The organism is Actinomyces sp. oral taxon 180 str. F0310 (assembly GCF_000185285.1).
In the GTDB taxonomy this organism is placed as follows: Bacteria; Actinomycetota; Actinomycetes; order Actinomycetales; family Actinomycetaceae; genus Pauljensenia.
In genome coordinates this window covers 1,865,400-1,887,154 of sequence record NZ_GL622194.1, presented here as the reverse complement: position 1 = coordinate 1,887,154, position 21,755 = coordinate 1,865,400, and the positions used below count along the sequence as shown (strand labels likewise).

The window sequence follows — 21,755 nt, the reverse complement described above, 5'->3', positions numbered from 1 at the left end:
AACCTTCCAACCAGTCACAATCCATACTATGCACTTCGTCACAGGCGATTCGACGCGCCGGAGCCCTCTCGCAGCAAATCGCGTTCGTCACTACCCTCCGCTAGACTGTCACCGCCTCCAAACCGGAGTTTCTCATCAATCAACGGAGACTTGATGCACATCACGAAACGAGTGGCTGGCACCCTCCTCGCCGGCCTCCTGACACTAGGAATGGCAGGTCCCGCCTTGGCCGACACGCCGACAGCAAACAGCCAGCAAACCGGCGACTCCACCCCAACACAGCAGGCCACGTACGACGCTCGCTATGCGATTCCGGCGGCCGTGCCAGCATCCGCCGAGGACAAGGTTGCCCAGTGGCAGGACATGAAGTACGCCATGTTCATCCATTGGGGCGTCTACTCCTCCTACGCCGGCTGGTACAAGGGGCAAAAGCAGGAGGTCGGGTACCCCGAGCAGATCAAGGCCTGGGGTCACCAGCAGACGTGGGACAGCCGGATCCCCCTGCAGGGAATCCCACGCGAGGAGTACCTAGCCACCGCTCAGACCTTCGAGGCCCCGAACTTCGACGCCACCGCATGGTGCCAGCAAGCTAAAGACACCGGCATGAAGATGCTGCTCATCACCTCGAAGCACCACGATGGCTTCGCCATGTGGGACACGGCAACAACCGACTACAACTTCACCAAGCAGTCGCCGTCCCACCGCGACCCGCTCCTTGAGTTGTCGCAGGCCTGCAAGAAGGTCGGCATCAAGTTCGGTCTCTACTTCTCCAACATCGACTGGGAGAAGCAGCCCGAGAACCCCTGGCAGAACGCCAATACGCTGGACGAAGAGGGCTACATGGAGTACATCCACGCCCAGCTGAAGGAACTCCTCGGCGGTAAGTACGGGGAGATCGCCGAACTCTGGTACGACATGGGCAAGCCCAACCCCGCCCAATCCGATCAGCTGCGCACATGGGCGCACGAGCTGCAGCCGAACATCATGATCAACTCGCGCGTCGGCAACGACCGGGCCGACTTCGAGGTCGGATGGGACAACGAGATGCAGTCGGAGCAGACCCAGGGCCCCTGGGAATCGGCGGTCTCCATCTTCCACAAGACCTGGGGCTACGCGAACTGGGACGATGCGGCTCCCAAGTTCAAGGACACCGGGTACCCGGACTACCCGACCTGGGACCACATGATCAACGTGGACAACACGACGGCGCTGCGTAAAGCGCCCGACGGCGCCCACAAGAAGACGACCGAGATCGTGGGCAACATGTTCTCCACCGTCGCCCTGGGAGGCCAGTTCCTCTTCAACGTCGGCCCGAAGTTCGACGGCTCCTACGACCCGTGGGATGCCTCGGTCCTGGCGGGCATCGGCGACTGGAACCGCGCACATCCCGGCATCCTCAACAACTCGCGCCCGACCCACTTCCCCATCGAAACCTGGGGCAAGACCATGGTCGACGACTCCCACATCTACATGGGCATCGAGAAGTGGCCCGCAGACGGCATGATTACTCTGCGCGGCGCAGGCGCCAACGACATCTCCTCGGTGAGGCTCGACGGCTCCGATGCCGAGCTGACCTACAAGGTTGAGGGCAACGACCTCGTCGTGACCCTGCCCGCGCAGCCCGACGAGATCCTCCCCGTCGTCACGGTCACCACTAAGGGCACTCCCAACTATGTGCCCACCGGGCTGACAACGATCGGCTCGGAGCCGACCACGATCCCCGCCTCCGACCTCGAGAAGTTCAAGGCCCCCACCCCCAAGACCGGCGAGACCAGCTTCACCGCGTCCATTACGTCCGGTGACAAGGTTGCCTCCGGTCTTACTGTCGCCTTCGAGACAAAGGGCTTTACGGACGACTACGCGAAGTACAAGGTCACCGTCGACGGCCAGGTCATTTCCGGCCTGAGCGTCGCCGACCTGAACGCCGGCGTCGGTCCCTTCGCAACAGGCCCGAACCAGACCGCGCGCGTCACCCTCGAGTACGACAACCCGGCCTACGCTCTCAAGGGCTTCGGCAAGGACACGTCCGTCACGTCAGTTACCGTCAAGGCCGAGACCCTCACCACCCCCGCCGTCACGGTCGAGCCCTCGACCGTCGAAGCTGGCAAGACCGTCACCGTGAAGGGCACGGGCTTCGCCCCCGAATCCTCCGTGACCCTCACGCTGCACTCCGAGCCCGTCGAGGTCGGCACCGCCACCGCTGACGAGAACGGGGCCTTCTCCGCAGAGGTGACGGTTCCCGCCACGACTGAGGCGGGCGAGCACACCCTCGTTGCTGCCTCGGCTTCCCCAAGCGTCACCGCGTCGGCTCCGCTGACTGTCACCCGAGCGCCCGCGGCTCCCACCCAGGAGCCGAGCGCCGCGCCGAGCCCGAGTTCTTCGGCCGCTCCCGCGCCCGACCAGGGAGGCACGGGAGGCCTGGCGCGCACCGGCAGCCACGCGGTGTTTGCCGGCGTGGTGGCCGCACTGGCTGCGGGGGCGGGCACCGCCTTCGTTCGCCGCTCGCGCCGCGCGAAGGCCTAGCGCCCGCGTGGGAATGACCACCACCTAGCGGGGTGGGGCGTACCCGATCGGGTGCCCCACCCCGCTTACACTTGGGGGATGCGCTGCGACCACTACGACACCGGGACCTGCCACTCCTGCTCCCTGCTCCCCCTCCCCTACGATCGTCAGCTCGCCGACAAGGAACACGCCGTCGCGGGCACGCTCTCGCTCGTCCCGGGGGCCGGGAACATCCGATGGCTCACCCCCGCCTCGTCGGAGCAGTCGGGGTTCCGCACGAGCGTGAAGCTCGTCGTCGGAGGCACTCGCAGGCGCCCCACCCTGGGGGTCCTCGGACCGGACCGGCGAGGCGTCGACCTGCCCGGATGTCCGATCCAGCATCCCGCCATCAACCGCGCCACTCCCGGCCTCAAGCGCTTCATTCGTTCCCTGAACCTCACCCCCTACGACGTGCCCGCCAGGCGCGGGGAACTCAAGAACATCCTCATCACCGTCGGCGCTGGGCAGCGCCTCATGATCCGCTTCGTGCTTCGTACCCGTGACCGCGTGTCCGACATACGCTCCGCCCTTCCCCTGTTACGCGATCTGGTGCCGGCCGCCCACGTCGTCACCGCAAACATCCACCCCACCCACGAGGCCATCGTCGAGGGTCCCGACGAGATCATCCTGACACGCGCCCGCACCCTCCCGCTGACCGTGGAGGGGCTTGCGCTGGGGCCCCGCTCCTTCGCTCAGACCAACGCCCGCGTTGCCGCGGCGCTCTACGAGCAGGCCTCCCGGTGGGCGAGGCTTCCCCTGCCCGACGGGCGCGTGCCGGAGGGCCTGTGGGACCTGTACTGCGGGGTCGGCGGATTCGCGCTTGCGTGTGCACGCGGCGGGATCCCCCATGTGACCGGCGTCGAGGTGTCGGCGGGGGCGATCTCGTCCGCGATCACCGCCGCGCGAACAGCGGGTCTTCGGCGCGACGAGGCCCGTTTTATCTGTGACGACGCGACCGCGTGGGCACGCGCCCAGCCCGCATCGACCGTCCCCGACGTCATCGTCGTCAATCCCCCGCGCCGAGGCATCGGCCCGGATTTGGCCGCATACCTGAACGAATGCGGCGCCCCCCGCGTCATCTACTCCTCGTGCAATCCAGCCTCGCTCGCCCAGGACCTGACGGTGATGCCCGCGCTACGCCCCGTCGAAGGCAGGGTCTTCGACATGTTTCCGCACACGAGCCATGTGGAGGCAGCCGTGCTGCTGGAGCGGGCGGGGGCGTAGCGAGGCTACACGCGGCCGCGGGCGGACCCGCGCCTCGCACGCAACCGTTACACTGACGCAAAACGACACTGCCCACGAAAGGCTCGCGCCCATGAGGATCGAACACGTCGCGATGTACGTCAACGACCTCGAGGCCGCGCGCGACTTCTTCGTCCGCTACCTTGACGGCCGCTCCGACGGCGGCTACCACAACACGACGACGGGTTTTCGATCCTACTTCATCACTTTCGAGGACGGCCCGCGCCTGGAAGTCATGACGAAGCCGCGCATGGACGATGCCGTCAAGGGCATCAATCGGACGGGGTACGCGCACATCGCTTTCTCTGTCGGAAGCAAGGAAGCGGTCGACGCGATGACCGCCACGCTCAGGACGGAAGGATACGAGGTCGTGAGCGGCCCCAGAACAACCGGCGACGGCTACTACGAGAGCTGCGTCGTGGCCATCGAGGGAAACCAGATCGAGATCACGATCTGATGCCGCTGCGTGCGCATTATCGTTGATGCGCCCGCCGTCAACCTCACGCGGCTCACCGAGTCGTATGGCGTCCATCGTGGGCGAGTAACTGCACGGAGCACCCACGTGTCCGCCAACTGGCGTCGCCTCGCAAGACCCCCATTCCACGCTTCGCGCTCTGCTCACGCCTCGCGCTGCGCGCCCGCTACACTGGACCCAGACGTTAGGAGAACCATGTCCGTCGAACTCATCACCGCCGCCTCCCCCGAGGTCCACGAGGCCATGGGACGCCTCGTCCCCCAGCTTTCCCGCTCTGCCACCCCGATGAGCGCGACCGATGTCGAGCGCTTCCTGTCCCAGCCAGGCGTGCACCTCTTCGTGTTCCGTCCCGACCAGGCCGACGCGGAGGGGCAGCGCCCCATCCTGGGCATGCTGTCCTTGGCCACCTTCGAGATTCCCACTGGCGTGCGCGCCTGGGTCGAAGACGTCGTCGTTGACGAGGCCGCTCGCGGCCAGGGCGCCGGCCAGTCCCTCGTGGTCGCGGCCATCGAGCACGCCCAGAAGGTCGGCGCCCGCACGGTCGACCTGACGTCGCGGCCCTCGCGCGAGGCAGCCAACCGCCTCTACCAGCGGGCGGGATTCCAGCTGCGCGAAACCAACGTGTACCGGGTGACGCTCGAGCAGCACAAGAACGGGGCGTTGTAGCCTCGGGATGCCAGCATTGACGAGGAGTCAGCACGCCCACCTGAGGCCCCCTCACGCGCCAGACACGACCGGCCGCGATTGCGGGAGCTAGCTGGCGGCCGGTCAGCAGGCCGATCAGCACCTGGGGCGGCCCCCGCCCGCGCCACGGCTCCCCCCGGATCGGCAAGCGCCGCGAGGCCTGCGGCCCGGCGGTTCACGTGGGCACCAAGGTGGCGCCATCAGGACTGTCGCGGATAGGTTATGGCCAGGCGGATAGGTTATCGGCACGCGGATACGTTACTAAGCTATCCGCATGCTCATAACCTATCCACGAAGCAACAACCTATCCGCGTCGGGAGTGGACTCCGAGCCCACCCGGATCGTCGCAGGCAGGCCCCAACAACCTATCCGCGTCGGGAGTGGACTCCGAGCCCACCCGGATCGTCGCAGGCAGGACCCAACAACCTATCCGCGTCGGGGGTGGGCGTTGACACGACTGCACTAGTTCCAGAAGCTATCCGCCAGTAGGCGCAGCATGGCACTCGTCGCGCAGTACGATGCTGGACCAACCGGTGCAATGCGCCTGCGCGACGAATTCAATTGCCGATCCCTGAACCCGCCCGATGGAAGGGCGGCGCGGACGGCGAGCGGGCGGGCAGGCCACGCGGCGGTCGGATATCAGGCGGCGCTCAGCACCCCCGGGACGTTAGAACTCCTCGTAGACCGCCGGATCCTGGCCCGCCTGGCGGCCGTCGGGCCGACCGAGCGCGCTCATCGCCGCCATGTGCGTGGAAGACAGCGAGAACGAGAAAATGTCGAGGTTGTCGCGCTGACGCTCGGCAGACCCGGACTTGGGCAGGGGAATCGTGCCGAGCTGGTAGTGCCAGCGCAGGATGAGGCGCGCGGGGGACACCCCGACCTGCTCGGCCAGCGCAACCACGGCGGGGTCCTCGACGATGCGCCACTTGCGCCCCAGCGGGCTCCAGGACTGCGTACGTACGCCGACACGCTCGTGATAGGCCAGGGCCTCGGGCTGCGGGAAGTAGGGGTGAAGCTCGATCTGGTTGACGCTGGGATACTCCCCCGTTTCTTCCCACAGGCGCTCCAGGTGTTCGGGCAGGAAATTGCAGACGCCGACGGATCGCACAAGCCCGCGAGCGCGCGCATCCAACAGAGCCTGGAAGGCCTCGACGTACAGGCCCCGCGCGGGGTTGGGCCAGTGGATCAGGTACATGTCCCAGTAGTCCAGCCCGGCGCGCATGAGCGATTCTTCGACGGTTTCGAGCGCCTCCTCGTAGCGTTGGTGTCGGCCGGGGAGCTTGGAGACGAGGCGAAGCTCCTCACGGGGGAGCCCACTGCGGCGCACCGCCTGCCCCACGGCCCCCTCGTTCTCGTAGTTGAAGGCGCTATCGAGCATCCGGTAGCCAGCCTCGATCCCCGACAGCATGGAGGACACGCCCGCAAAGCCGCGCAGGTTGTAGGTGCCCAGCGCGATCGCGGGGACGACGAAACCGTCGCTCAGTGTGTATGCGGGAATCTCGCTCATGCCTCAAGCGTAGGCCACCGCTTGGCGCCTCGTTCTACCATTGGGATATGGCACAGCTTGAATTGGACGACGTCCACGCGAACGCAGTGGACTATCAGCATTTCCTCCTCGACTCCCCCTCCCCCTACCACGCCGCCGAGGTCGTGGCTGGGCGCCTGGTGGACGCCGGCTTCACGCGGGTCGATGAAAAGGACCCGTGGGATGCACGCCCCGGCGGGCACGTCATGGTACGAGGCGGGGCCGTCGCTGCATGGCTGGTCCCGTCGAACGTGACCGAGGACGCGGGATTCCGCATCGTGGGCGCACACACGGATTCGCCGGCCTTCTCCGTCAAGCCCTCGGTCCAGTCGACCACGCCGGACGGCTGGGGTCAGATCGACGTCGAGGTGTACGGCGGAATGATGTGGAACTCGTGGCTGGACCGGGAGCTGACCCTGGCGGGTCGTCTGGTCCTGCGCGACGGCGAGGTCGTGCTGGCTCGCACCGGACCGATCGCTCGCATCCCGCAGTTGGCCATTCACCTGGACCGGGGGGTGAACACGGAGGGGCTGACGCTCGATCCGCAGAAGCACCTGCACCCCGTGTGGACCGTGGACAATCCCTACGGCAACGTCCTGGAGTACGTTGCGCGGACGGCGGGCCTGGCCGACGCGTCGGGCGTGGCCGCCTTCGATCTGATCCTCACGCCGAGTCAGGGCCCGGGCTTCTTCGGCGACAAGGGGCAGTTTGTGGCGGCATCGCGACAGGACAACCTCTCCAGCGTGCACCCGGGCCTGGTGGCGTTGGAGCGCCTCGCCTCCGACGGGGTGCCCGAGTCCGGAGACGTCACGGTCTTCGTGTGTTTCGATCACGAGGAGGTCGGCTCGGGATCTCGCACGGGCGCGGCGGGCCCGCTGTTGGAGACGGTCCTGCGCCGCACGGCGGCCGCACTTGGCCGCGACGCGGATGGTTACGAGCGCATGCTCGCCTCCTCCTCGTGCATCAGCGCGGACGCCGCTCACTCGGTGCACCCGAACTACGCGGGTCACCACGACCCGGACAACCGCCCGATGATGGGACGCGGCCCGGTTCTCAAGATCAACTCCAAGCAGCGCTACGCGACCGATGGCGAGGGGATCGCCCTGTGGAATCGAGCGTGCGCGGCTGCGGCAGTCCCCTCGCAGAGCTTCGTGGGCAACAACGCGATGCCGTGCGGGACGACGATCGGCCCGCTGACCGCGACGCGCCTGGCAATCCTGACGGTGGACGTGGGCATCGGGCTTTTGTCGATGCACTCGGCCCGGGAAATGAGCCACATTGACGACCTCTATGCCCTGTCGGCGGCCCTGGAGGCTTACTGGCGCGGCGCGTAGGAGAGCGCAGCCTCTTTGCCCCCGCCCCTGCGAAAAACCCCGGCCTCATTGAGGCCGGGGTTTTTCGTGTCGCTCTGCCCGCGATCAGAGGGCGGGCACCGCCTTCACCGTGACGGGAACGTTGCCGCGCGTGGCCTTGGAGTAGGGGCACAGCTCGTGGGCTCGATCGGCAAGCGCCTGAACGCGGTCCAGCTCGACGCCGGGGACGAACACCTCGAGGGTGGCGGTAATCGCGTAGGACTCACCCTCGGGGCCAAAGCCGACGGTGGTGCGCACGACGGAGTTCGCGGTGTCGATGCCCATCTGCTTGGCGGCCAGACCCATGGCGCCCTGGAAGCAGGCGCCGTAGCCCATGGCGAAGAGGGCCTCGGGATTGGCCCCGCCGCCGGGGCCACCCAGCTCCTTGGGGGCGCGCAGGTCGAGGGTGAGGCCCAGCGCGTCAACGGTGGAGGTTCCGGCGCGGCCGCCGGTGGAGTCGGCGGTCACTGAGTAAACGATGTTGTTTGGTGTATCCATGCCTCTATCTCACCACTGGGACTTCAGTCCCGCAAGACGTGCCGCGCGCAAGACGCGGCCCGGTCGCCTCGCCGTTAGCGCGCCAGGAAGTCGGCGCGCGGCTGCCCGCTGAGCGCCTTGGCAATCGTGCGCCGGAAGCGCTCGTTCATCGGGGGCAGCTGATCGCCACGGAAAAAGGACGCCTCGCTGTTCTCTCCGTCCGCGGGTCGGGGGTGACCGGTGAGCCACTGGGCGGCGAAGGCAACATCGAGATAGGTCGTCACATCGCCGTTGTCGTAGGTGACGGGGCCGACAACCTCGACGGACAGGAGCCGCCGCACGTCGATATCAACGTCGGTCTCCTCCTTGGCCTCGCGGGCGGCAGCGAGCGCGGGCTCCTCCCCCGGATCAACGATCCCGGTGACGGGGGTCCAGGCGCCGTTGTCGCTGCGTCGCACGCACAGAATCTCGACGCTCCCGGGGTCGATCGGACTCTCCCAGTCGATCGGCGCGTCGGCGCGGGCCGACCGCATGACGACGACCGTTGTTCCCGGCATCCACAGGGGCGCGTGACCGACATGACGCCGAAGCTCCAGCACGAAGTCGGGTGTTGCCATGGCCCCAAGTCTATGCCGTCACAGGAAAGATGTGATGACGGGTATCAGGAGGATCTTCACGATGATCGCGAACGCGAAGAGGGTGGCGTACGCCCCCTCGATGCGCTCGTCACTCACGCGCGCGTCCGCGGCCTGCAGGACGGCGGGCTGTCCGAGGAAGCCCGCAACGCCTCCGGCCGCACGCGCGGCCGAGATCCCGATGAGCTTGCCGCCATAAGCCTGAGCGAGGCAGCAGGCGACAACCATCACGAACGCCAGCAGCGCGGCACGCCACCCCTCGGGACTGCCGAGCAGGGTCGCGAATTGGGGGCCCGCATTGAGCCCCAGGGCCGCAAGGAAGAGCATGAGGCCGATCTGGCGGATGGTGAGATTGGCGGCCGCCGGAAGCGTCCACACGAGCGGTCCCGTGCGACGCAAGGCCCCCAGGAGCATGCCGACAATCAGCGGCCCCGCAGCCGCGCCAAGCTGGAAGGCTTGGCCGCCCGGCAGGGGGAAGGACACGATGCCCAGGAGGAGCCCCAGGACCATGCCGATGCCGAAAGCCATGCCGTCAACCTCGGCAACCCTCCTCTCGGAGTCTCCGAGCCACTCGGCGATGTCATCGAGCTCATCCGTGGGAACCACGACCGCCACGTGGTCGCCGAGCTGCAGGTCGAGGTCGTCGCGGGCCAACAGATCCAGGTCGCCTCTGCGCACGCGCGTGATGACGGCGCCAAAACGCTTCGTGACGTTCAACTCCGAGACGGCACGCCCCGCAACATCGGGGTTGGAGACGACGATCCGCTCGAAAGCCAGGTCGGAGCGGTCATCCTCGAGGTTGTGATCCAAGATCTCGCCGACGAGGGGGGCGGTCTCTTGGATGGACGCCGGATCACCGACCAGGACCACGTGATCCCCCGGTAGCAGGTCTTCTCCGGGAGCGATGACGCGGGTTCGTCCGTCTCGACGCAGGTAGGACAGGCGCACGCGCTGTTGACGCCAGGCGGCGATGTCGCGCGTATTGATTCCCTGTGTCACGTGGACGCTGACCGCCTCAAGGGAGGCACCCGCCAGGGAGGGGGTGTCCTTGGGTCCCAGCCACCGCCTCGTCACCGTGATGGTCACCACGAGGATTCCGACGATGACGCCGATCGGGTAGCCGAACGCGTAGCCGACGGCCGCATTGGGGTCCCCCGTGACGCGCGTCGCCGTGTCGAGGGCGGGCGCCGCCGTCAGCGCTCCCGTGAACAAGCCGGATGTGAGTCCGGGCGACAGGCCGAGGACGTTCCCACCGACGAGCGCGATGAGGGCACCCACGAGACACACGACCGTCGTGAGAGCCAGGAGGCTCGTCTGCTTGCGCAGGTCCTGGAAGAACGTCGCACCGGCCGAAATGCCGACCGCGTAGACGAAGAACGCGAGGCCCATGGCCTGGACGATCGACATGTGGGAACTCACGACCTCGGGATGCATCGCCGACACCACGAGTCCAACGAAGAGAGCGCCTGCGGCGCCGAATCGCAGCGGACCGATCCTGATGGCGCCAATGGCGGCCCCGAGCGCTACGACAAGAAAGAGCGCAAGAAGGGGTGAGGAGGTGAAGAGAGCGGCCATGCCTGCCAGGGTACCCGCGCCCTTCGCCGGTGGCCGAGACCAGGAGCTGAGTCGGCGCGTTATGAAGCTCACGGATTGGCTACACTGGGGCCAGAAACTGAAAGGATGGTCATGTCTCAACCAGCACCCGGATGGTATCCAGACCCCGCCGGCACGTCGCGCCTGCGGTGGTGGAACGGCGGCATGTGGACGGAGCAATTCCAGCCAATGCCCGCCCAGCAGGGCATGCCCTCGCAGGGTGCGCCCCACGCATCCACGTCAGCGCCCGACGGGGGGATGGGCGCCTCGCCCGCGTCGAACGGCGCCCATCTGCCTGCCAACCAGCAGGCGCCGGCGGTCTCCTCCGCCCTCTACAGCCCCGATCCAGCCTCGCCTCAGCTGCCCGATTCCGGCGTTAACGCGCCCGGAGCGTACCAGGTGGCCGCCCAGAAGAAGAGCGGATCCAAGTGGCTGATTGGCGCGATCGCCTCCTGGGTGGCGGTGGGGATTCTGCTGGTCTCCTCGCTGATCGCGGGAGCGGCCTACAAGGCCAGTGGGGAAAAGCTATCGCAGGCCGAGAATGACCGCGCCAGCGCACAGACCGAGCTCGACAGCGCGCGGTCCGAGCTCGATCAGGCCAAGCAGGAGCTTGAGGAGGCTCAGAAGTGAGTTACATTCCCGCGACGCAATCCGCCCCGCGTCCCGCCTCCCCCGCGAGCAAGATCCTGACGATCATCGGCGCCGCCGTCGCGCTCCTCCTTCTCGTCGTCTCGGTCATGCTGGGGTTCGGAAGCCACTCGCACAAGCAGCAGGCAGCCCAGGCCGCCGAGGAGGCACAGTCCCTTCGCAACCAGACCAGGGACGTGGAGACGGAGATCGCAACCGTGCATACGCAGACCACGCAGGCCACGAACAAGAAGGAGGCGACGGCCTGGTGCGATGGCTTCACCAGCTCCGACTCCTCACCCGATGCCATCGACAAGAAGGCCCGCGCCCTGCTGAGCGCGCCACAGCCGCGCAAGGATGCTATCGCCGAGGTCTGCCCGAAGAAGAAGGAGTTTGCCGAGGCGTTCGCGAAGGATGCCGCGGGGAGGGTCGTTGACTCAGACTTTTCGTGCATGTCCGACGGCTCCTCCGTGACGGTGTCCGGGACAGCAACCGTGGCTGGTCCCACGCTCGCATCCCTAGGGAGCTACGACGTACGGATCGGCATCGTGGTCACGTCGGGGGCGGAAACCTCCGGGGTCGCCCCCTCGGACACGATCTCCATGACTATCCCGCAGGGGGGCAGCGCTCCGTTCTCGTCGACCGTTCCGGATCCGTCCAACTCGACGGGCCGGTGCGCCGTCAGGACCCTCGGTCTGTGGCCGAGCGGAGTATAGTCGGGTGGTTGCCCACAATCCCTTGGGTCACGGCATCCCCTGACCCGCCACCCTTGTCATTCAACACGGAGAGAGACCCACGATGAGCGAGCCCACAGAAGGCTGGTACGCGGACCCCAGCGGGGCCGGGCAGCTGCGCTGGTGGGACGGACACGCCTGGACGGAGTACGTCGAGCCCTACCAGGCGCAAGCCCCGCACGAAGTCGTCACCGACGAGGCGGCGTCGCCCGGCATCGAGGAGACGACCGAGGCCTATGCTCCCGCATCCTCGGCAAGCACCCCGACTTTCGACGCGACGGCGGCCGGCCTCGAACCCGCGACGCCCTCAACGCCGAGCCCAGCGGCCCCCGCACACGCGACCGGCTCGAACGAGGACCTCGCCGACGAGGCCGACCGGAGCGACCCCGGGGGGCAAGCGCGCCCCTCGGGAATGCTCAAGTGGATCCTCGGCTGCGCTGCCTCGTGGCTGCTCGTCGTGGCGTTCATCGCCGTTCTCGCCCTCGCGTGGTCCCACTTGGGCCCCAGCGGTCGCATCCACGAGGACGCCAAGGCGCGAGCCGAGAAGGCTCAGCAGGAGCTCGATACCGCCCGATCCACCCTTGAGGACATCAACCGGCAGATCGAGGAGGCCAACAAGTGAACACCGCTCCCGCTCCCCTTCGCGCCGCAACCGTCGCGGGTGCGATCCTCGCCGTCATCTTCATCATTCTGTCCGCCGTCGTCGGCGGCATCAACGCCTGGCGCTCCCAGTCCTCATCCGCCTATGAAGCCCAGGCCACCAAGGCTCAGTCCGACAAGGCGGGAGTCGACGAGCAGATCACGGAGGCCAAGGCGCGCCTGGACGCGGCGAGCGTCCGCAAGGACGCGAAGGCGTGGTGCGACTCCATCAATCGAGACACGGCCTCCTCCATTCGAGACGCCATCAAGACCTACGATTCGGCGACGTCAGCTGTCAAGGAAGCGATTCACGAGGAGTGCAGCGCGAAGGAGACCCTCGCCAATGCCCAACGCACGGCCTCTGACTCTGACTTCACGATCACCATGGGCGAATGCACGACAGACGAGACGACCACCACGGTCACCGGCACCTTCTCCGTCAACGCGTCAAGCTCCATCGCGTCGCTGGGCTCTCTCGACGTCACCATCGTGGGATACACAGCGGACAAGGGCGCCAGCTTCAACCCATCGACTCCCTACCAGGGAACGACGACGATCGCCGTCACGCCGGGGGCTTCCATGCCCTTCACGGTGAGCGTGCCATACGATCCGGCGACGAGCGCGAACACCGAGTGCGTCGCGACGATGCACAAGTGGTGGCCTACCAACATGTAAAGTCGCGGTGGGATGACTCACCACCGAGGACGGTTCCGCGCTGAATTAGGATTGTGGGGACACAGTGAAAGGAGCTTCCCCATGAGCACCCCCGTTCCCGGTTGGTACGCCGATCCGGCAGGCACCCCCCAGCTCCGCTGGTGGGATGGCACGCAATGGACGCAGCAGTACCGTCCCGCCAACTCTGAGCAGGCGAGCCCAAACGCGCAAGCGAATGCAGCACCCGCATCCCAGGTTGCGGCCCAGGGGCCCGCAACCGCTCAGGGCGCCGCCTCCGGCTACACCCCCGTCGCCGCCAAGCCACGCACCAAGGCGACCGGCGGCCAGATAGCGATCGCCGTTCTCTCCTCAGTCCTCGTCATCGTTTTCGGCGTGACCGCGCTACTCTCCGCGGGACTCTTCATCCAGAAGGGGCGGGACTACCAGCGCGTTGAAAGCGACCTGCAGCAGGCGCAGCAAGAGCTTGAGCAGGCCAAGGAGGGATCCAAGTGAGCGATCAGCACACCCCGGCGCCGAGCACTCCCGCCGCACCGGCCCCTCTCGGAGCCACGACACCCGCTCGTGAGACGTCCAAGCCCGCAAAGAGCAAGGGACTGTCGATCTTCAACCGCGTCGCCCTCACACTTATCGTCGTGCTCCTCGCGCTGACGATCGGTCTCTTCGCAGGCGCCGCCCAAAGGAATAAGGCCACGGAAAGGATGCGCGACGAGATCGAGACGGTCCGCGATCAGACCGAGCAGGTGGCCGCTGCCTCGATAGCGCCCGCCTGGTGCGAGAAGGTCACCGCCGCCAACGCCGACGGGATGAAGGACATCTACCAGGAGTACAACCACGCATCCCAACAGGTGAAGGACGCCATCGACAAGCAGTGCGCAACGCGCGTTGACATCGCTCGCATGGTGAGCAGCCAGCAGGCGGACGCCGCCTTCGATACGTCGAACAGTACCTGCGCGATCGCCGCGTCCGGTACATCCATCCACTGCTCCGTTGACGTCAAGCCGGCCAGCGACGGCATCAAGTCGCAGCTGGCGAAGTTCTCGTCAACGACCGTGACGCTGGAGATGTGGTTTGATGACGGGCCCCTGTCCATCACCTTCAACCCGAAGCATAAGATCGACAACGTCGCCACGGCCACCCTCGACTCCTCCGGCAGCGGAACCGTGGAGTTCGATGCCGACTACGACCCCAGCTGGGGTCAGAAGTACGGAATCGGAGTGGTCTCGTTCTTCCCGAACGAGTAGCCCGTTCCCTCTCCGGCGGTCCCGGTACCCCCTGCGGGTGCCGGGACCACTCGCACTGGGGCGAGGGGTCGCCTGGCGGTGGTTAACCCGGCCTGCGGCCGCGCGCTGCGGCGTTCAGTAGTGCTCGTGGGAGTCGTAGCCGCGCAACCGATCCAACTCGCGGCGCTCCTTCTTGGTGGGACGCCCGCTCCCCTTCTCGCGCGTGGCGACGGGAATGTGAACGCGGGGACGTTCCGGCGTGCGATCATCGTAGGCCGTGCGTGCCTGAGGATACGACAGGCGCCGAGCCAACAGCAGGACGACACCGAGGACGCGGTCGAAGCCCTCAACCCGCAGTCGCACCTCGTCCCCCACCCGGAGCTTGTGAGCGGCTTTCACCGCCTCCCCGTTCACGCGCACGTGCCCGGCCCGCACGGCCGCGGTGGCCTGCGAGCGAGACTTGAGCTGGCGCGTGGCCCACAGCCAGGTGTCGACCCGTACGCTCGTTGCGGCCAGCGCGCCCGGGGGGATCGTCACCGTTTCGGGGGTATCGCTCATGGGAGCCCTAATTGATGCGGCGCAGGCGCCTCTGATGGTGGGGCGTCAGGACGATGGCAACCAGCGCGCACAGCAGGGGCATCCCGATGAGCATCCCTGCCAGCGCCCCCCACGGCACGACCGGCCAGAGGGTTCCCAGCGTGGGGAAGATGCCGGATCGGGCAAAGGTGATGACCGCGAGGACTCCGACGACGAGTCCCGACAGGACGGCCGTCGGGATCGCGTTGAGTGCCAGCACGATGCCCTGCCAGGTGGTCACGTGGCGACGCATCGCCGGGGCCGCCCCAATCGCGTCGAGGGTATCGAGGTCCGGCCGCATGTCGGAGGCGGACAGGGCGACGACAAGCGCCACCGTGGCCCCCGCAGCAACGATAGCGATGATCGCCGCGACGTAGGGCAGGACGAGGGAGCGCACCGTCGGGACGATAACCTGGGCGGATGCTCCCGGCACCTGGCGCGCAATGGTTGCCTGGAAGGCGGAGGCCTCCATGGGACCCACGGGCTTGTCGATGCTCAGCAGTTGGCCCAGCGGCAGCGACTGGAGGCCCAGGGCCGAGGCCGCAGTCGGCGACAGCACCATGACGTTGATTCGCGTCAGAGGCGAGGCCGCGAAGGACCGAGTCGTCATGACGTGCGCGTCGGGTAGCGCATCGTCGGAGGCGCCGGCTGCCTTCGCCTCGGCAATGTCGCTCATATCGAGGCTGCGCAGCTGCACCTGGCCCGCGCCGTCAATGTACGCCGGATCGGGAACAAGCACCCCTCCGGCGTTGAGCGTCGCGACGGCGCGCACCATGTCGTCGCCGCTGAGGTATCCCGCCTGACGCAGGAACGTCCCGTCGTCCACCATGTAGGCCAGGTCCAGCTCGGCCATGGTGCCCATGTCGGGGGCGAGCGTGAAGGTTGAGCCATCGAAGGGCGAAACGGCCTCGACCATGCGCGTCGGGCCGCCCGGACCGCTGTTCCAGACCATGCCGTTGAGCACCGCCTCAGAGGTGATCGTTCGCTCCCCGTCGACCGCCTCGTAGGCGGCATTGAGAAGCTCGCGGGAACGCTTCACGGAGTCGGTCTTGTCGGTGGTCGAGATGAAGACCTGACCGCGCTGGCCGACGTGGGGACGAGAGTTCCAGCCGGCCTCGTTGGAGGAGGACAGGGTGATGAGGAGCCCGCAGGCGACGAAGACGGTCGTCAGGATCGAGGCCATGGCCGGGAACGTGCGATGCCCGTTGCGCACCGCGTCGCGCAACGCGAGGCGCATGCTCATGGAAGCGCGCCCGTGCGGAACACGCCAGCGCGTGAAGACGTAGGGAATCGAGCCAATGAGGCCGACCTCCACGAGCGCGACTCCGGCGACGAGGGCAAGAATCGAACCCAGCCACGCGGCAAGCCCCAGGAGTGGCAGGCCGGCCAGGAGGGCAATCGGGTAGATCATGCGCCGGCGCACCAGCCGGGAGGGTTCCCACACCCTCCCGCCGATGACGGCGGAGGTGTCGATGCGGGAGGAGGTGTGCGCGGGCGAGACGGAGGCGAGGAGGGAGAGCAGGATCGGCAGAAGCGCGGACAGCGCCAGAGGCCACCAGGGCACGATCCCGATGCCCAGGCCGGACCACAGCCCGATGCCAACCATGGAGGCGGCGGACAGGAGCACCGAGAAGACGACAGAGTAGGAGCCGATGACGAAACCGTGGGCGATCGTCAGGCGCCGCCCGTCGCTGCGGTCTCCACCGTTGGCGACGATCATGGCGGCGGTACGCATGACCGAGCGCTGGGCGACCGTGTAGAGGGGCGAGATGAGGAGGATCATCTCGGTGAGGATGAGGAGGATACCGGCGACGAGGAGCAGGTACTGCCAGGGACTCGCGGCGCGCGTGGATTGGGGCGCCTCGTACTGGGCGATCTGCGCGGGCAGGGCCGAGGCATCGGGTGGGCTGGCAAGCACGTCGCGGGAGAGAACGGAAAAGCCCGAGGCGTTGAGCTCGCGGACCTTCGCCCACGAGACGGGCGCGGGGCCGGTGACATACCAGGCCGTCTGCGTCCTCCCGGCGACCGCGAGGCGGTCGATCGGCAACGTGCCGTCACCAACGATCGTGCGTGACGAGCCGCCGATGATTGCGTCAATGACGACGCTACCGGAAAGCGATTGGGTGGTGCGTTCCTTGGCGAGCGTGAGCGACAGGCTGAGAGTGTCTCCCTCGGAGGCCTTCAGCGTGCGGGCAACATCCTCGGAGATCACGGCATGATTGGCTGCGAGCGCGCCGTGGCGTCCTCCCGCTTCGACCCGCGGAGCGTCCAGGGATGCCGTCTGGGTACCGGCGTCCACGGTGATGGCGGTGCCATCTTGCGCGGTGAGCCGCAGCTGATAGAGGGTGTCAACGGCGATCAGTTGGTCGCCCGGTGGCACCCATGCCGTGAGCGTGTCCATGCCGACGCGCACCTCCTCGTCGGAGGAGGTCTTCGAGAGCCTATCGGCCGTAAAGTCCTGCTCGAGGGCCGTCGAGGAACGGTGTAGCGTCACCGCCTGAACCGCAGAGTCGTGTCCGAGCCAGGAAGCCGCCTGGTAGCGCTGGGACGTCGTCACGTCCCAGAAGGTGATGGCGGCGATGGCGATGATGATGGGAAGCGAGATGAGAATGACCGCGGCGAGCGTGCGCCCAAGGCTTTGGCGCGCGTCGCGAGAGGCGATGCGGAGTACCACTCCCCATCGCCTCATTCGCGCGCTCACTCGACTCATCAATTCCCTGGTGCTGTGTCTGCGAGCAGATCCCTGAGCGTGTCTCCACGCGATCGATCGACGATGCGACCGTCGCGCAGGAAGACCGTCCGATCTGCCCATGCGGCCATTCGGGCCTCATGAGTCACGAGAATACCGGCTACTCCCGCATCTATGTGATCACGCAACACCAACATGATCTGTTCTCCCGTGTGGGAGTCGAGAGCCCCGGTCGGCTCGTCGGCAAGAATGACCGAACGGTTACCCACGAGGCCGCGGGCAATGGCGATCCGCTGACGCTGGCCGCCCGAAAGCCTCTCGGGGAAACGGTCGGCAAGGTCGGCGACGCCGACCTCCTCGAGCGCGGCCATGGCTGCTTCGCGCACCTTCGCGGGGCTGACCCCGTCCAGCTGAAGAGGCATCTCAACGTTCTCGAGGGCCGACAGGGAAGGAATGAGGTTGTAGTCCTGAAAGACGTAGCCGATCGAGCGACGGCGCACCTGCGCACGGCGAACCGCGTCCATCGTGGCCAGATCGATACCGTTGATGTACACGCTGCCGCACGTCGGGCGCTCAAGCCCGCCCGCGATCGACAACAGCGTTGACTTACCCGATCCCGAAGGGCCCATAACAGCGAGAAGCTCGCCGGGTGCGACCTCAAGGTCGATCCCGTCGAGCGCTCTCACTCGGATGCCGTCGGCGCCAAACTCGTGTCCGACACCCGCCATCCTGATCGGTAGCGGAACAGGCTGGTTCATCACACCCCGGCGCGCTCCGACATACCTGCCTCGGCCTGAGACCAGTTCATCATGCGACCCTTCGCGGCGGCGAAGGCGGCGCGGCGCGCGGCCTCGGACACCGCACCGGACTCGATGTGGTCAAGCCAGTTGAGTTCTGCCTCAAGGTCAAAAATGTGACGCTCAAGGATCAGCTTCCAGGCGAGCTCACCCTCATCGGCGGAAGCCTTCAGGCGGGTGACATCGCGCAGGGAACCCAGGGTTGCGCGGCGCTGGGTCTGAATCATGGATTCGACGTCGACCGTGGGGTCAGCAGCGGCCACGGCAAGCTTCATGACGAGCTCATCGCGCTCGGGGTGCTCGCGAGGAACAGGGGTGGACCACCAAGCGCTGAGGACTTCGCGACCGACGTCGGTCAGCTCAAAGACCTCCGAATCGCGGCCGGCATTGGTCTCGGCGTGAGACACAACCTGGCCGTCGCGCTCGAGGCGCTGCATCGTCTGGTAGACCTGCCCGATGTTGAGCGGCCATGCTCCGCACGTCTGTTCCTCGAACATCTGCTTCAGGCGGTAGACGCCCGCGGGCTGCTGCGCAACGAGTGCCAACAGTGCATTGCGAACCGACATATCTCTCCCGTTCGTTGTAGTGACGTGTTAGGCGATCGTGGTTGAACAGTATCTATCGTACGCCAATTTCGTCGGCACAGGGGAGATTTAGCGGTGGCCTAGCTAACACAATCCCTACCGAGTGGTTAAAGACGGCCGTGTGGCATTCCGGGCCATTCCGAGGAATTGAACCTGTCAGACAATTCGACTCCCAACCGCGTTGCAGAGGATATCGGCGGTTTTCTTAGTCAAACACCAGTATTTTTCGCTCACTCGGTCAGAAGCAGCTCCCGCGCGCCCGCCGCGATCGCCGGGCGGAGCGCGCGAACACCCAGGACGCTCTTGACCAAGATGACAGACAAATTCTACTCACAAATCGTCTCAGATCCCGAGACCTGCCACGCTCCGTGGGCGTCCGCACGTCCGCCGCCCGGCCCATCGGCGACAGCCGGGGCGCTCGCCCGCGAGTACACTGGAGGCGACCAGGAGGATTCACCGATGAACGTTCCTATTCCCGGGCAGGCCGCCCCGGCCTCGCCTCCCATCCCCCACCTCACCCTCGCGACGGGCGCCCCTATCCCCGTCCTGGGCTTCGGCACCTACAAGATCGCCCCAACCGACGCCTACGACGCGGTGAGCCGCGCACTCGATGCCGGATACCGCCACATCGACACCGCACAGATGTACGGCAACGAGGCGGAGGTCGGCGCTGCCCTTGAGGCCTCGGGGATAGCGCGCGAGGAACTCTTCGTCACCACGAAGGTCGACAATTCCAACCACGAACCCGAACGAGCAGCCCGATCGATCGCCCATTCCCTGGAGCGGCTACGCACCGACTACGTCGATCTCCTGCTCGTCCACTGGCCCCTTCCCACCCTCTACGGGGGCAACGTAGCACTGCCGTGGCCGGCCCTCGAAGAGTCCTACGCGGCGGGGCAGGCGCGCGCAATCGGCCTGTCGAACTACGAACGCATCCACGTCGAAGCCGTTCGCGCCGTCGCCCGCATCGCCCCGCACGTCCTCCAGGTGGAGGCCCACCCGTTCTTTCCCAACGGCGCGTTGCGCCGCTACGCCCACGAACTCGGCATGGTCTTCGAGGCCTGGTCGCCGTTGGCGCGCGGTCGGGTTACCACCGACCCAACACTCCTCAAGGTCGCCGAGGAACTTGGCGTCGGACCCGCGCAGGTCGCCCTACGGTGGGCCCTGGACCGTGGACACGTCGTCTTCCCCAAGACACTCAACCCAACGCGCATGGCCTCCAACATTGACGTCTTCTCGTTCGCGCTCACCTGCGATCAGCGCAAGCGAATTGACGCCCTCGACTCCGGCGAATCCGGACGCACCGGGTCGCATCCGGCGACCATGGATCGACTGTAGGGGCGGGTACGATACAGGCATGGCTTCCAAGCTCACGCGCGCCGACCGCGCCATCGTGCGTCTGGCCGATGGCACCGTCAAACAACAGAATCTGCTCACCGGTACCGAAGTGTGGACCGTTCCCGGACGGGGCAACCGTCCGCTGTCCGCCCCGCGCACCGATCACAACCCCATCGACCACGAGGCGGACGGCCACCACTGCGCATTCTGCTCCGGGCGCTACCTCGAGACTCCGCCGGAGAAGTCTCGCCTCGTGCGCCACCGCGACGGCACCTGGCAGCAACTGAACGGGCTCGGCGCCGACAGGCTACACAACACGGTCGCCGAGTTCCGACGCATCCCCAACCTCTTCGAGATCGTTTCCTACAACTACTGGCACCTCAACCACGGCCACGTGCCCTCCGAGGAGGACCGCCATCGCATGGCGCACTACCTTGCCTCGGACGTGGGATACGAGCACGTCATGAACGTTGTGCGGGCACGAATGCTCGCCTCGGGCATGAGCGAGGGAGAGTTCGCGGCCACCAGCGAGACCGCGCGGCTCCAGTCCGCCAACGGCTTTTTCTCCGGCGGGCACGATCTCATCGTGGCCAGGCGCCACTACGTGGACGGCGCCTCGGAAGCCCACCAGCTCGCCGGATCCGGCACACTCACCCCGGAGGAGCACGCTCACTACACCGCCTACACCGCCCGCTCCATGCGCGACCTGTACAACCTGGACCCCGCCGTGCGTTACGTCGCCACATTCCAAAACTGGCTGCGGCCAGCCGGGGCCTCCTTCGACCACCTGCACAAGCAGCTCGTGGCAATCGACGACCTCGCCGTCCAGACGGAGGCCGAGCTGGAACGCCTGCGCGCCCAGCCCGACATCTACGACCAGATCTTCACGGTCGCCGCCACACGCAAGCTCCTCATCGCTCAGAACGACCACGCGGTCGCCCTGGCCGGTTTCGGCCACCGATTCCCGGGCATCGCGATCTGGCCGCTGGGCGAGCCGACGAACCCCTGGGAAGTCAGCGAGGAAGCCATGGCGGGCATCTCCGATATCCTGCACGCCGCCCACGCGGCGACGGGCGTCGAGGTGCCGGCCAATGAAGAGTGGTATCACCGCCCGCCGACGGTCTCGACCCCCATGAGGTGGCGGATCCTGCTCAAGTGGCGGATCTCGACGCTGGCCGGATTCGAAGGGGGGACGCGCATCTACCTCAACACCATCGACCCCTGGAAGGTCGTTGAGCGCACCGTTCCCCGTCTCCTTGAGCTACGCGACAGGGGCATGATTGCCCCCATGCGCATCGGCGAGGAATGCAAAGTCAGCCCCTCAATGCTGCACGAGTAGCGGGTGAGAACCT

At 66.8% G+C, this 21,755-nt stretch carries 21 protein-coding genes; 13 read left to right on the top strand and 8 right to left on the bottom strand.

Going from position 1 to position 21,755, the window contains the following annotated elements:
- Window positions 1-153: 153 nt before the first annotated feature.
- From HMPREF9006_RS08040 to HMPREF9006_RS08025, 4 genes are all read left to right on the top strand, one after another.
- Window positions 154-2,523 (top strand): alpha-L-fucosidase, encoded by a 2,370-nt coding sequence (locus HMPREF9006_RS08040; RefSeq protein ID WP_009213101.1) that lies wholly within the window; start codon window positions 154-156, stop codon window positions 2,521-2,523.
- Between the two features lie 78 nt (window positions 2,524-2,601).
- Complete coding sequence (locus HMPREF9006_RS08035) at window positions 2,602-3,765, top strand: methyltransferase domain-containing protein (RefSeq protein WP_009213100.1); 1,164 nt, start codon at window positions 2,602-2,604, stop codon at window positions 3,763-3,765.
- Between the two features lie 91 nt (window positions 3,766-3,856).
- Entirely contained in the window at window positions 3,857-4,240 is a 384-nt protein-coding gene (locus HMPREF9006_RS08030) for a VOC family protein (protein WP_009213099.1), read from the top strand.
- 213 nt (window positions 4,241-4,453) lie between these two features.
- Window positions 4,454-4,924, top strand: a complete 471-nt coding sequence (locus tag HMPREF9006_RS08025) for a GNAT family N-acetyltransferase (RefSeq protein ID WP_009213098.1) — start codon at window positions 4,454-4,456, stop codon at window positions 4,922-4,924.
- Window positions 4,925-5,609: 685 nt separating this feature from the next.
- Here the strand turns inward: HMPREF9006_RS08025 and HMPREF9006_RS08020 are convergent.
- Window positions 5,610-6,449: an aldo/keto reductase gene (locus tag HMPREF9006_RS08020; RefSeq protein ID WP_009213097.1), complete on the bottom strand. Its 840-nt coding sequence runs from the start codon at window positions 6,447-6,449 to the stop codon at window positions 5,610-5,612.
- A gap of 47 nt (window positions 6,450-6,496) precedes the next feature.
- Between HMPREF9006_RS08020 and HMPREF9006_RS08015 the strand changes: the two genes are divergently transcribed.
- Complete coding sequence (locus HMPREF9006_RS08015) at window positions 6,497-7,801, top strand: M18 family aminopeptidase (protein WP_009213096.1); 1,305 nt, start codon at window positions 6,497-6,499, stop codon at window positions 7,799-7,801.
- Between the two features lie 84 nt (window positions 7,802-7,885).
- Here the strand turns inward: HMPREF9006_RS08015 and HMPREF9006_RS08010 are convergent, their stop codons facing one another.
- The 3 genes from HMPREF9006_RS08010 to HMPREF9006_RS08000 form a co-directional block, all read right to left on the bottom strand.
- Entirely contained in the window at window positions 7,886-8,317 is a 432-nt protein-coding gene (locus tag HMPREF9006_RS08010; RefSeq protein ID WP_009213095.1) for an Ohr family peroxiredoxin, read from the bottom strand.
- A gap of 74 nt (window positions 8,318-8,391) precedes the next feature.
- Entirely contained in the window at window positions 8,392-8,913 is a 522-nt protein-coding gene (locus HMPREF9006_RS08005; protein ID WP_009213094.1) for an NUDIX hydrolase, read from the bottom strand.
- Between the two features lie 18 nt (window positions 8,914-8,931).
- A complete protein-coding gene (locus HMPREF9006_RS08000) occupies window positions 8,932-10,506 on the bottom strand; it encodes an aspartate:alanine exchanger family transporter (RefSeq protein ID WP_009213093.1) in 1,575 nt (524 codons plus the stop codon).
- A gap of 111 nt (window positions 10,507-10,617) precedes the next feature.
- On the opposite strand from HMPREF9006_RS08000, the gene HMPREF9006_RS07995 reads away from it, so the two are divergent.
- The 6 genes from HMPREF9006_RS07995 (at window position 10,618) to HMPREF9006_RS07970 (ending at window position 14,440) form a co-directional block, all read left to right on the top strand.
- Window positions 10,618-11,154 carry a DUF2510 domain-containing protein gene (locus HMPREF9006_RS07995; protein WP_034231498.1) on the top strand — a complete coding sequence of 179 codons (537 nt, stop codon included), beginning with the start codon at window positions 10,618-10,620 and terminating at the stop codon, window positions 11,152-11,154.
- Window positions 11,151-11,867: a hypothetical protein gene (locus HMPREF9006_RS07990; protein WP_009213091.1), complete on the top strand. Its 717-nt coding sequence runs from the start codon at window positions 11,151-11,153 to the stop codon at window positions 11,865-11,867. Before HMPREF9006_RS07995 ends, HMPREF9006_RS07990 begins: the two co-directional genes overlap by 4 nt.
- An 82-nt stretch (window positions 11,868-11,949) precedes the next feature.
- Window positions 11,950-12,507 (top strand): DUF2510 domain-containing protein, encoded by a 558-nt coding sequence (locus tag HMPREF9006_RS07985; protein ID WP_009213090.1) that lies wholly within the window; start codon window positions 11,950-11,952, stop codon window positions 12,505-12,507.
- A complete protein-coding gene (locus HMPREF9006_RS07980) occupies window positions 12,504-13,199 on the top strand; it encodes a hypothetical protein (RefSeq protein WP_009213089.1) in 696 nt (231 codons plus the stop codon). The genes HMPREF9006_RS07985 and HMPREF9006_RS07980 overlap by 4 nt, the downstream gene beginning before the upstream one ends.
- Window positions 13,200-13,280: 81 nt before the next feature.
- Window positions 13,281-13,691: a DUF2510 domain-containing protein gene (locus HMPREF9006_RS07975; protein WP_009213088.1), complete on the top strand. Its 411-nt coding sequence runs from the start codon at window positions 13,281-13,283 to the stop codon at window positions 13,689-13,691.
- On the top strand, window positions 13,688-14,440 hold the full coding sequence (locus HMPREF9006_RS07970; RefSeq protein ID WP_009213087.1) for a hypothetical protein: 753 nt from the start codon (window positions 13,688-13,690) through the stop codon (window positions 14,438-14,440). The genes HMPREF9006_RS07975 and HMPREF9006_RS07970 overlap by 4 nt, the downstream gene beginning before the upstream one ends.
- A gap of 114 nt (window positions 14,441-14,554) precedes the next feature.
- Here HMPREF9006_RS07970 and HMPREF9006_RS07965 read toward each other — a convergent pair whose 3' ends face one another.
- From HMPREF9006_RS07965 to HMPREF9006_RS07950, 4 genes are read right to left on the bottom strand one after another with little or no spacing between them, the layout of a single operon-like run.
- Window positions 14,555-14,977 carry an RNA-binding S4 domain-containing protein gene (locus HMPREF9006_RS07965; protein ID WP_009213086.1) on the bottom strand — a complete coding sequence of 141 codons (423 nt, stop codon included), beginning with the start codon at window positions 14,975-14,977 and terminating at the stop codon, window positions 14,555-14,557.
- A gap of 7 nt (window positions 14,978-14,984) precedes the next feature.
- Window positions 14,985-17,684 (bottom strand): hypothetical protein, encoded by a 2,700-nt coding sequence (locus HMPREF9006_RS07960; protein WP_009213085.1) that lies wholly within the window; start codon window positions 17,682-17,684, stop codon window positions 14,985-14,987.
- A 20-nt stretch (window positions 17,685-17,704) separates the two neighbouring features.
- Window positions 17,705-18,442 carry an ABC transporter ATP-binding protein gene (locus HMPREF9006_RS07955; RefSeq protein ID WP_009213084.1) on the bottom strand — a complete coding sequence of 246 codons (738 nt, stop codon included), beginning with the start codon at window positions 18,440-18,442 and terminating at the stop codon, window positions 17,705-17,707.
- Window positions 18,442-19,047, bottom strand: a complete 606-nt coding sequence (locus tag HMPREF9006_RS07950) for a PadR family transcriptional regulator (RefSeq protein WP_009213083.1) — start codon at window positions 19,045-19,047, stop codon at window positions 18,442-18,444. Before HMPREF9006_RS07950 ends, HMPREF9006_RS07955 begins: the two co-directional genes overlap by 1 nt.
- A 477-nt stretch (window positions 19,048-19,524) precedes the next feature.
- On the opposite strand from HMPREF9006_RS07950, the gene HMPREF9006_RS07945 reads away from it, so the two are divergent.
- Window positions 19,525-20,403, top strand: coding sequence for an aldo/keto reductase (locus HMPREF9006_RS07945; protein ID WP_009213082.1), 879 nt, complete (start codon window positions 19,525-19,527; stop codon window positions 20,401-20,403).
- A gap of 19 nt (window positions 20,404-20,422) precedes the next feature.
- Window positions 20,423-21,742, top strand: a complete 1,320-nt coding sequence (locus tag HMPREF9006_RS07940; RefSeq protein ID WP_009213081.1) for a DUF4921 family protein — start codon at window positions 20,423-20,425, stop codon at window positions 21,740-21,742.
- Window positions 21,743-21,755: the final 13 nt, after the last annotated feature.

Coding starts and splice junctions, on each gene's coding strand:
- HMPREF9006_RS08025 (WP_009213098.1), top strand. CDS start 4,454: ATGTCCGTCGAACTCATCACCGCCGCCTCCCCCGAGGTCCACGAGGCC.
- HMPREF9006_RS07965 (WP_009213086.1), bottom strand. CDS start 14,977: ATGAGCGATACCCCCGAAACGGTGACGATCCCCCCGGGCGCGCTGGCC.
- HMPREF9006_RS07995 (WP_034231498.1), top strand. CDS start 10,618: ATGTCTCAACCAGCACCCGGATGGTATCCAGACCCCGCCGGCACGTCG.
- HMPREF9006_RS08000 (WP_009213093.1), bottom strand. CDS start 10,506: ATGGCCGCTCTCTTCACCTCCTCACCCCTTCTTGCGCTCTTTCTTGTC.
- HMPREF9006_RS07975 (WP_009213088.1), top strand. CDS start 13,281: ATGAGCACCCCCGTTCCCGGTTGGTACGCCGATCCGGCAGGCACCCCC.
- HMPREF9006_RS08015 (WP_009213096.1), top strand. CDS start 6,497: ATGGCACAGCTTGAATTGGACGACGTCCACGCGAACGCAGTGGACTAT.
- HMPREF9006_RS07955 (WP_009213084.1), bottom strand. CDS start 18,442: ATGAACCAGCCTGTTCCGCTACCGATCAGGATGGCGGGTGTCGGACAC.
- HMPREF9006_RS07985 (WP_009213090.1), top strand. CDS start 11,950: ATGAGCGAGCCCACAGAAGGCTGGTACGCGGACCCCAGCGGGGCCGGG.
- HMPREF9006_RS07945 (WP_009213082.1), top strand. CDS start 19,525: ATGAACGTTCCTATTCCCGGGCAGGCCGCCCCGGCCTCGCCTCCCATC.
- HMPREF9006_RS07950 (WP_009213083.1), bottom strand. CDS start 19,047: ATGTCGGTTCGCAATGCACTGTTGGCACTCGTTGCGCAGCAGCCCGCG.
- HMPREF9006_RS08030 (WP_009213099.1), top strand. CDS start 3,857: ATGAGGATCGAACACGTCGCGATGTACGTCAACGACCTCGAGGCCGCG.
- HMPREF9006_RS07940 (WP_009213081.1), top strand. CDS start 20,423: ATGGCTTCCAAGCTCACGCGCGCCGACCGCGCCATCGTGCGTCTGGCC.
- HMPREF9006_RS08020 (WP_009213097.1), bottom strand. CDS start 6,449: ATGAGCGAGATTCCCGCATACACACTGAGCGACGGTTTCGTCGTCCCC.
- HMPREF9006_RS08040 (WP_009213101.1), top strand. CDS start 154: ATGCACATCACGAAACGAGTGGCTGGCACCCTCCTCGCCGGCCTCCTG.
- HMPREF9006_RS08035 (WP_009213100.1), top strand. CDS start 2,602: ATGCGCTGCGACCACTACGACACCGGGACCTGCCACTCCTGCTCCCTG.
- HMPREF9006_RS08010 (WP_009213095.1), bottom strand. CDS start 8,317: ATGGATACACCAAACAACATCGTTTACTCAGTGACCGCCGACTCCACC.
- HMPREF9006_RS07960 (WP_009213085.1), bottom strand. CDS start 17,684: ATGAGGCGATGGGGAGTGGTACTCCGCATCGCCTCTCGCGACGCGCGC.
- HMPREF9006_RS08005 (WP_009213094.1), bottom strand. CDS start 8,913: ATGGCAACACCCGACTTCGTGCTGGAGCTTCGGCGTCATGTCGGTCAC.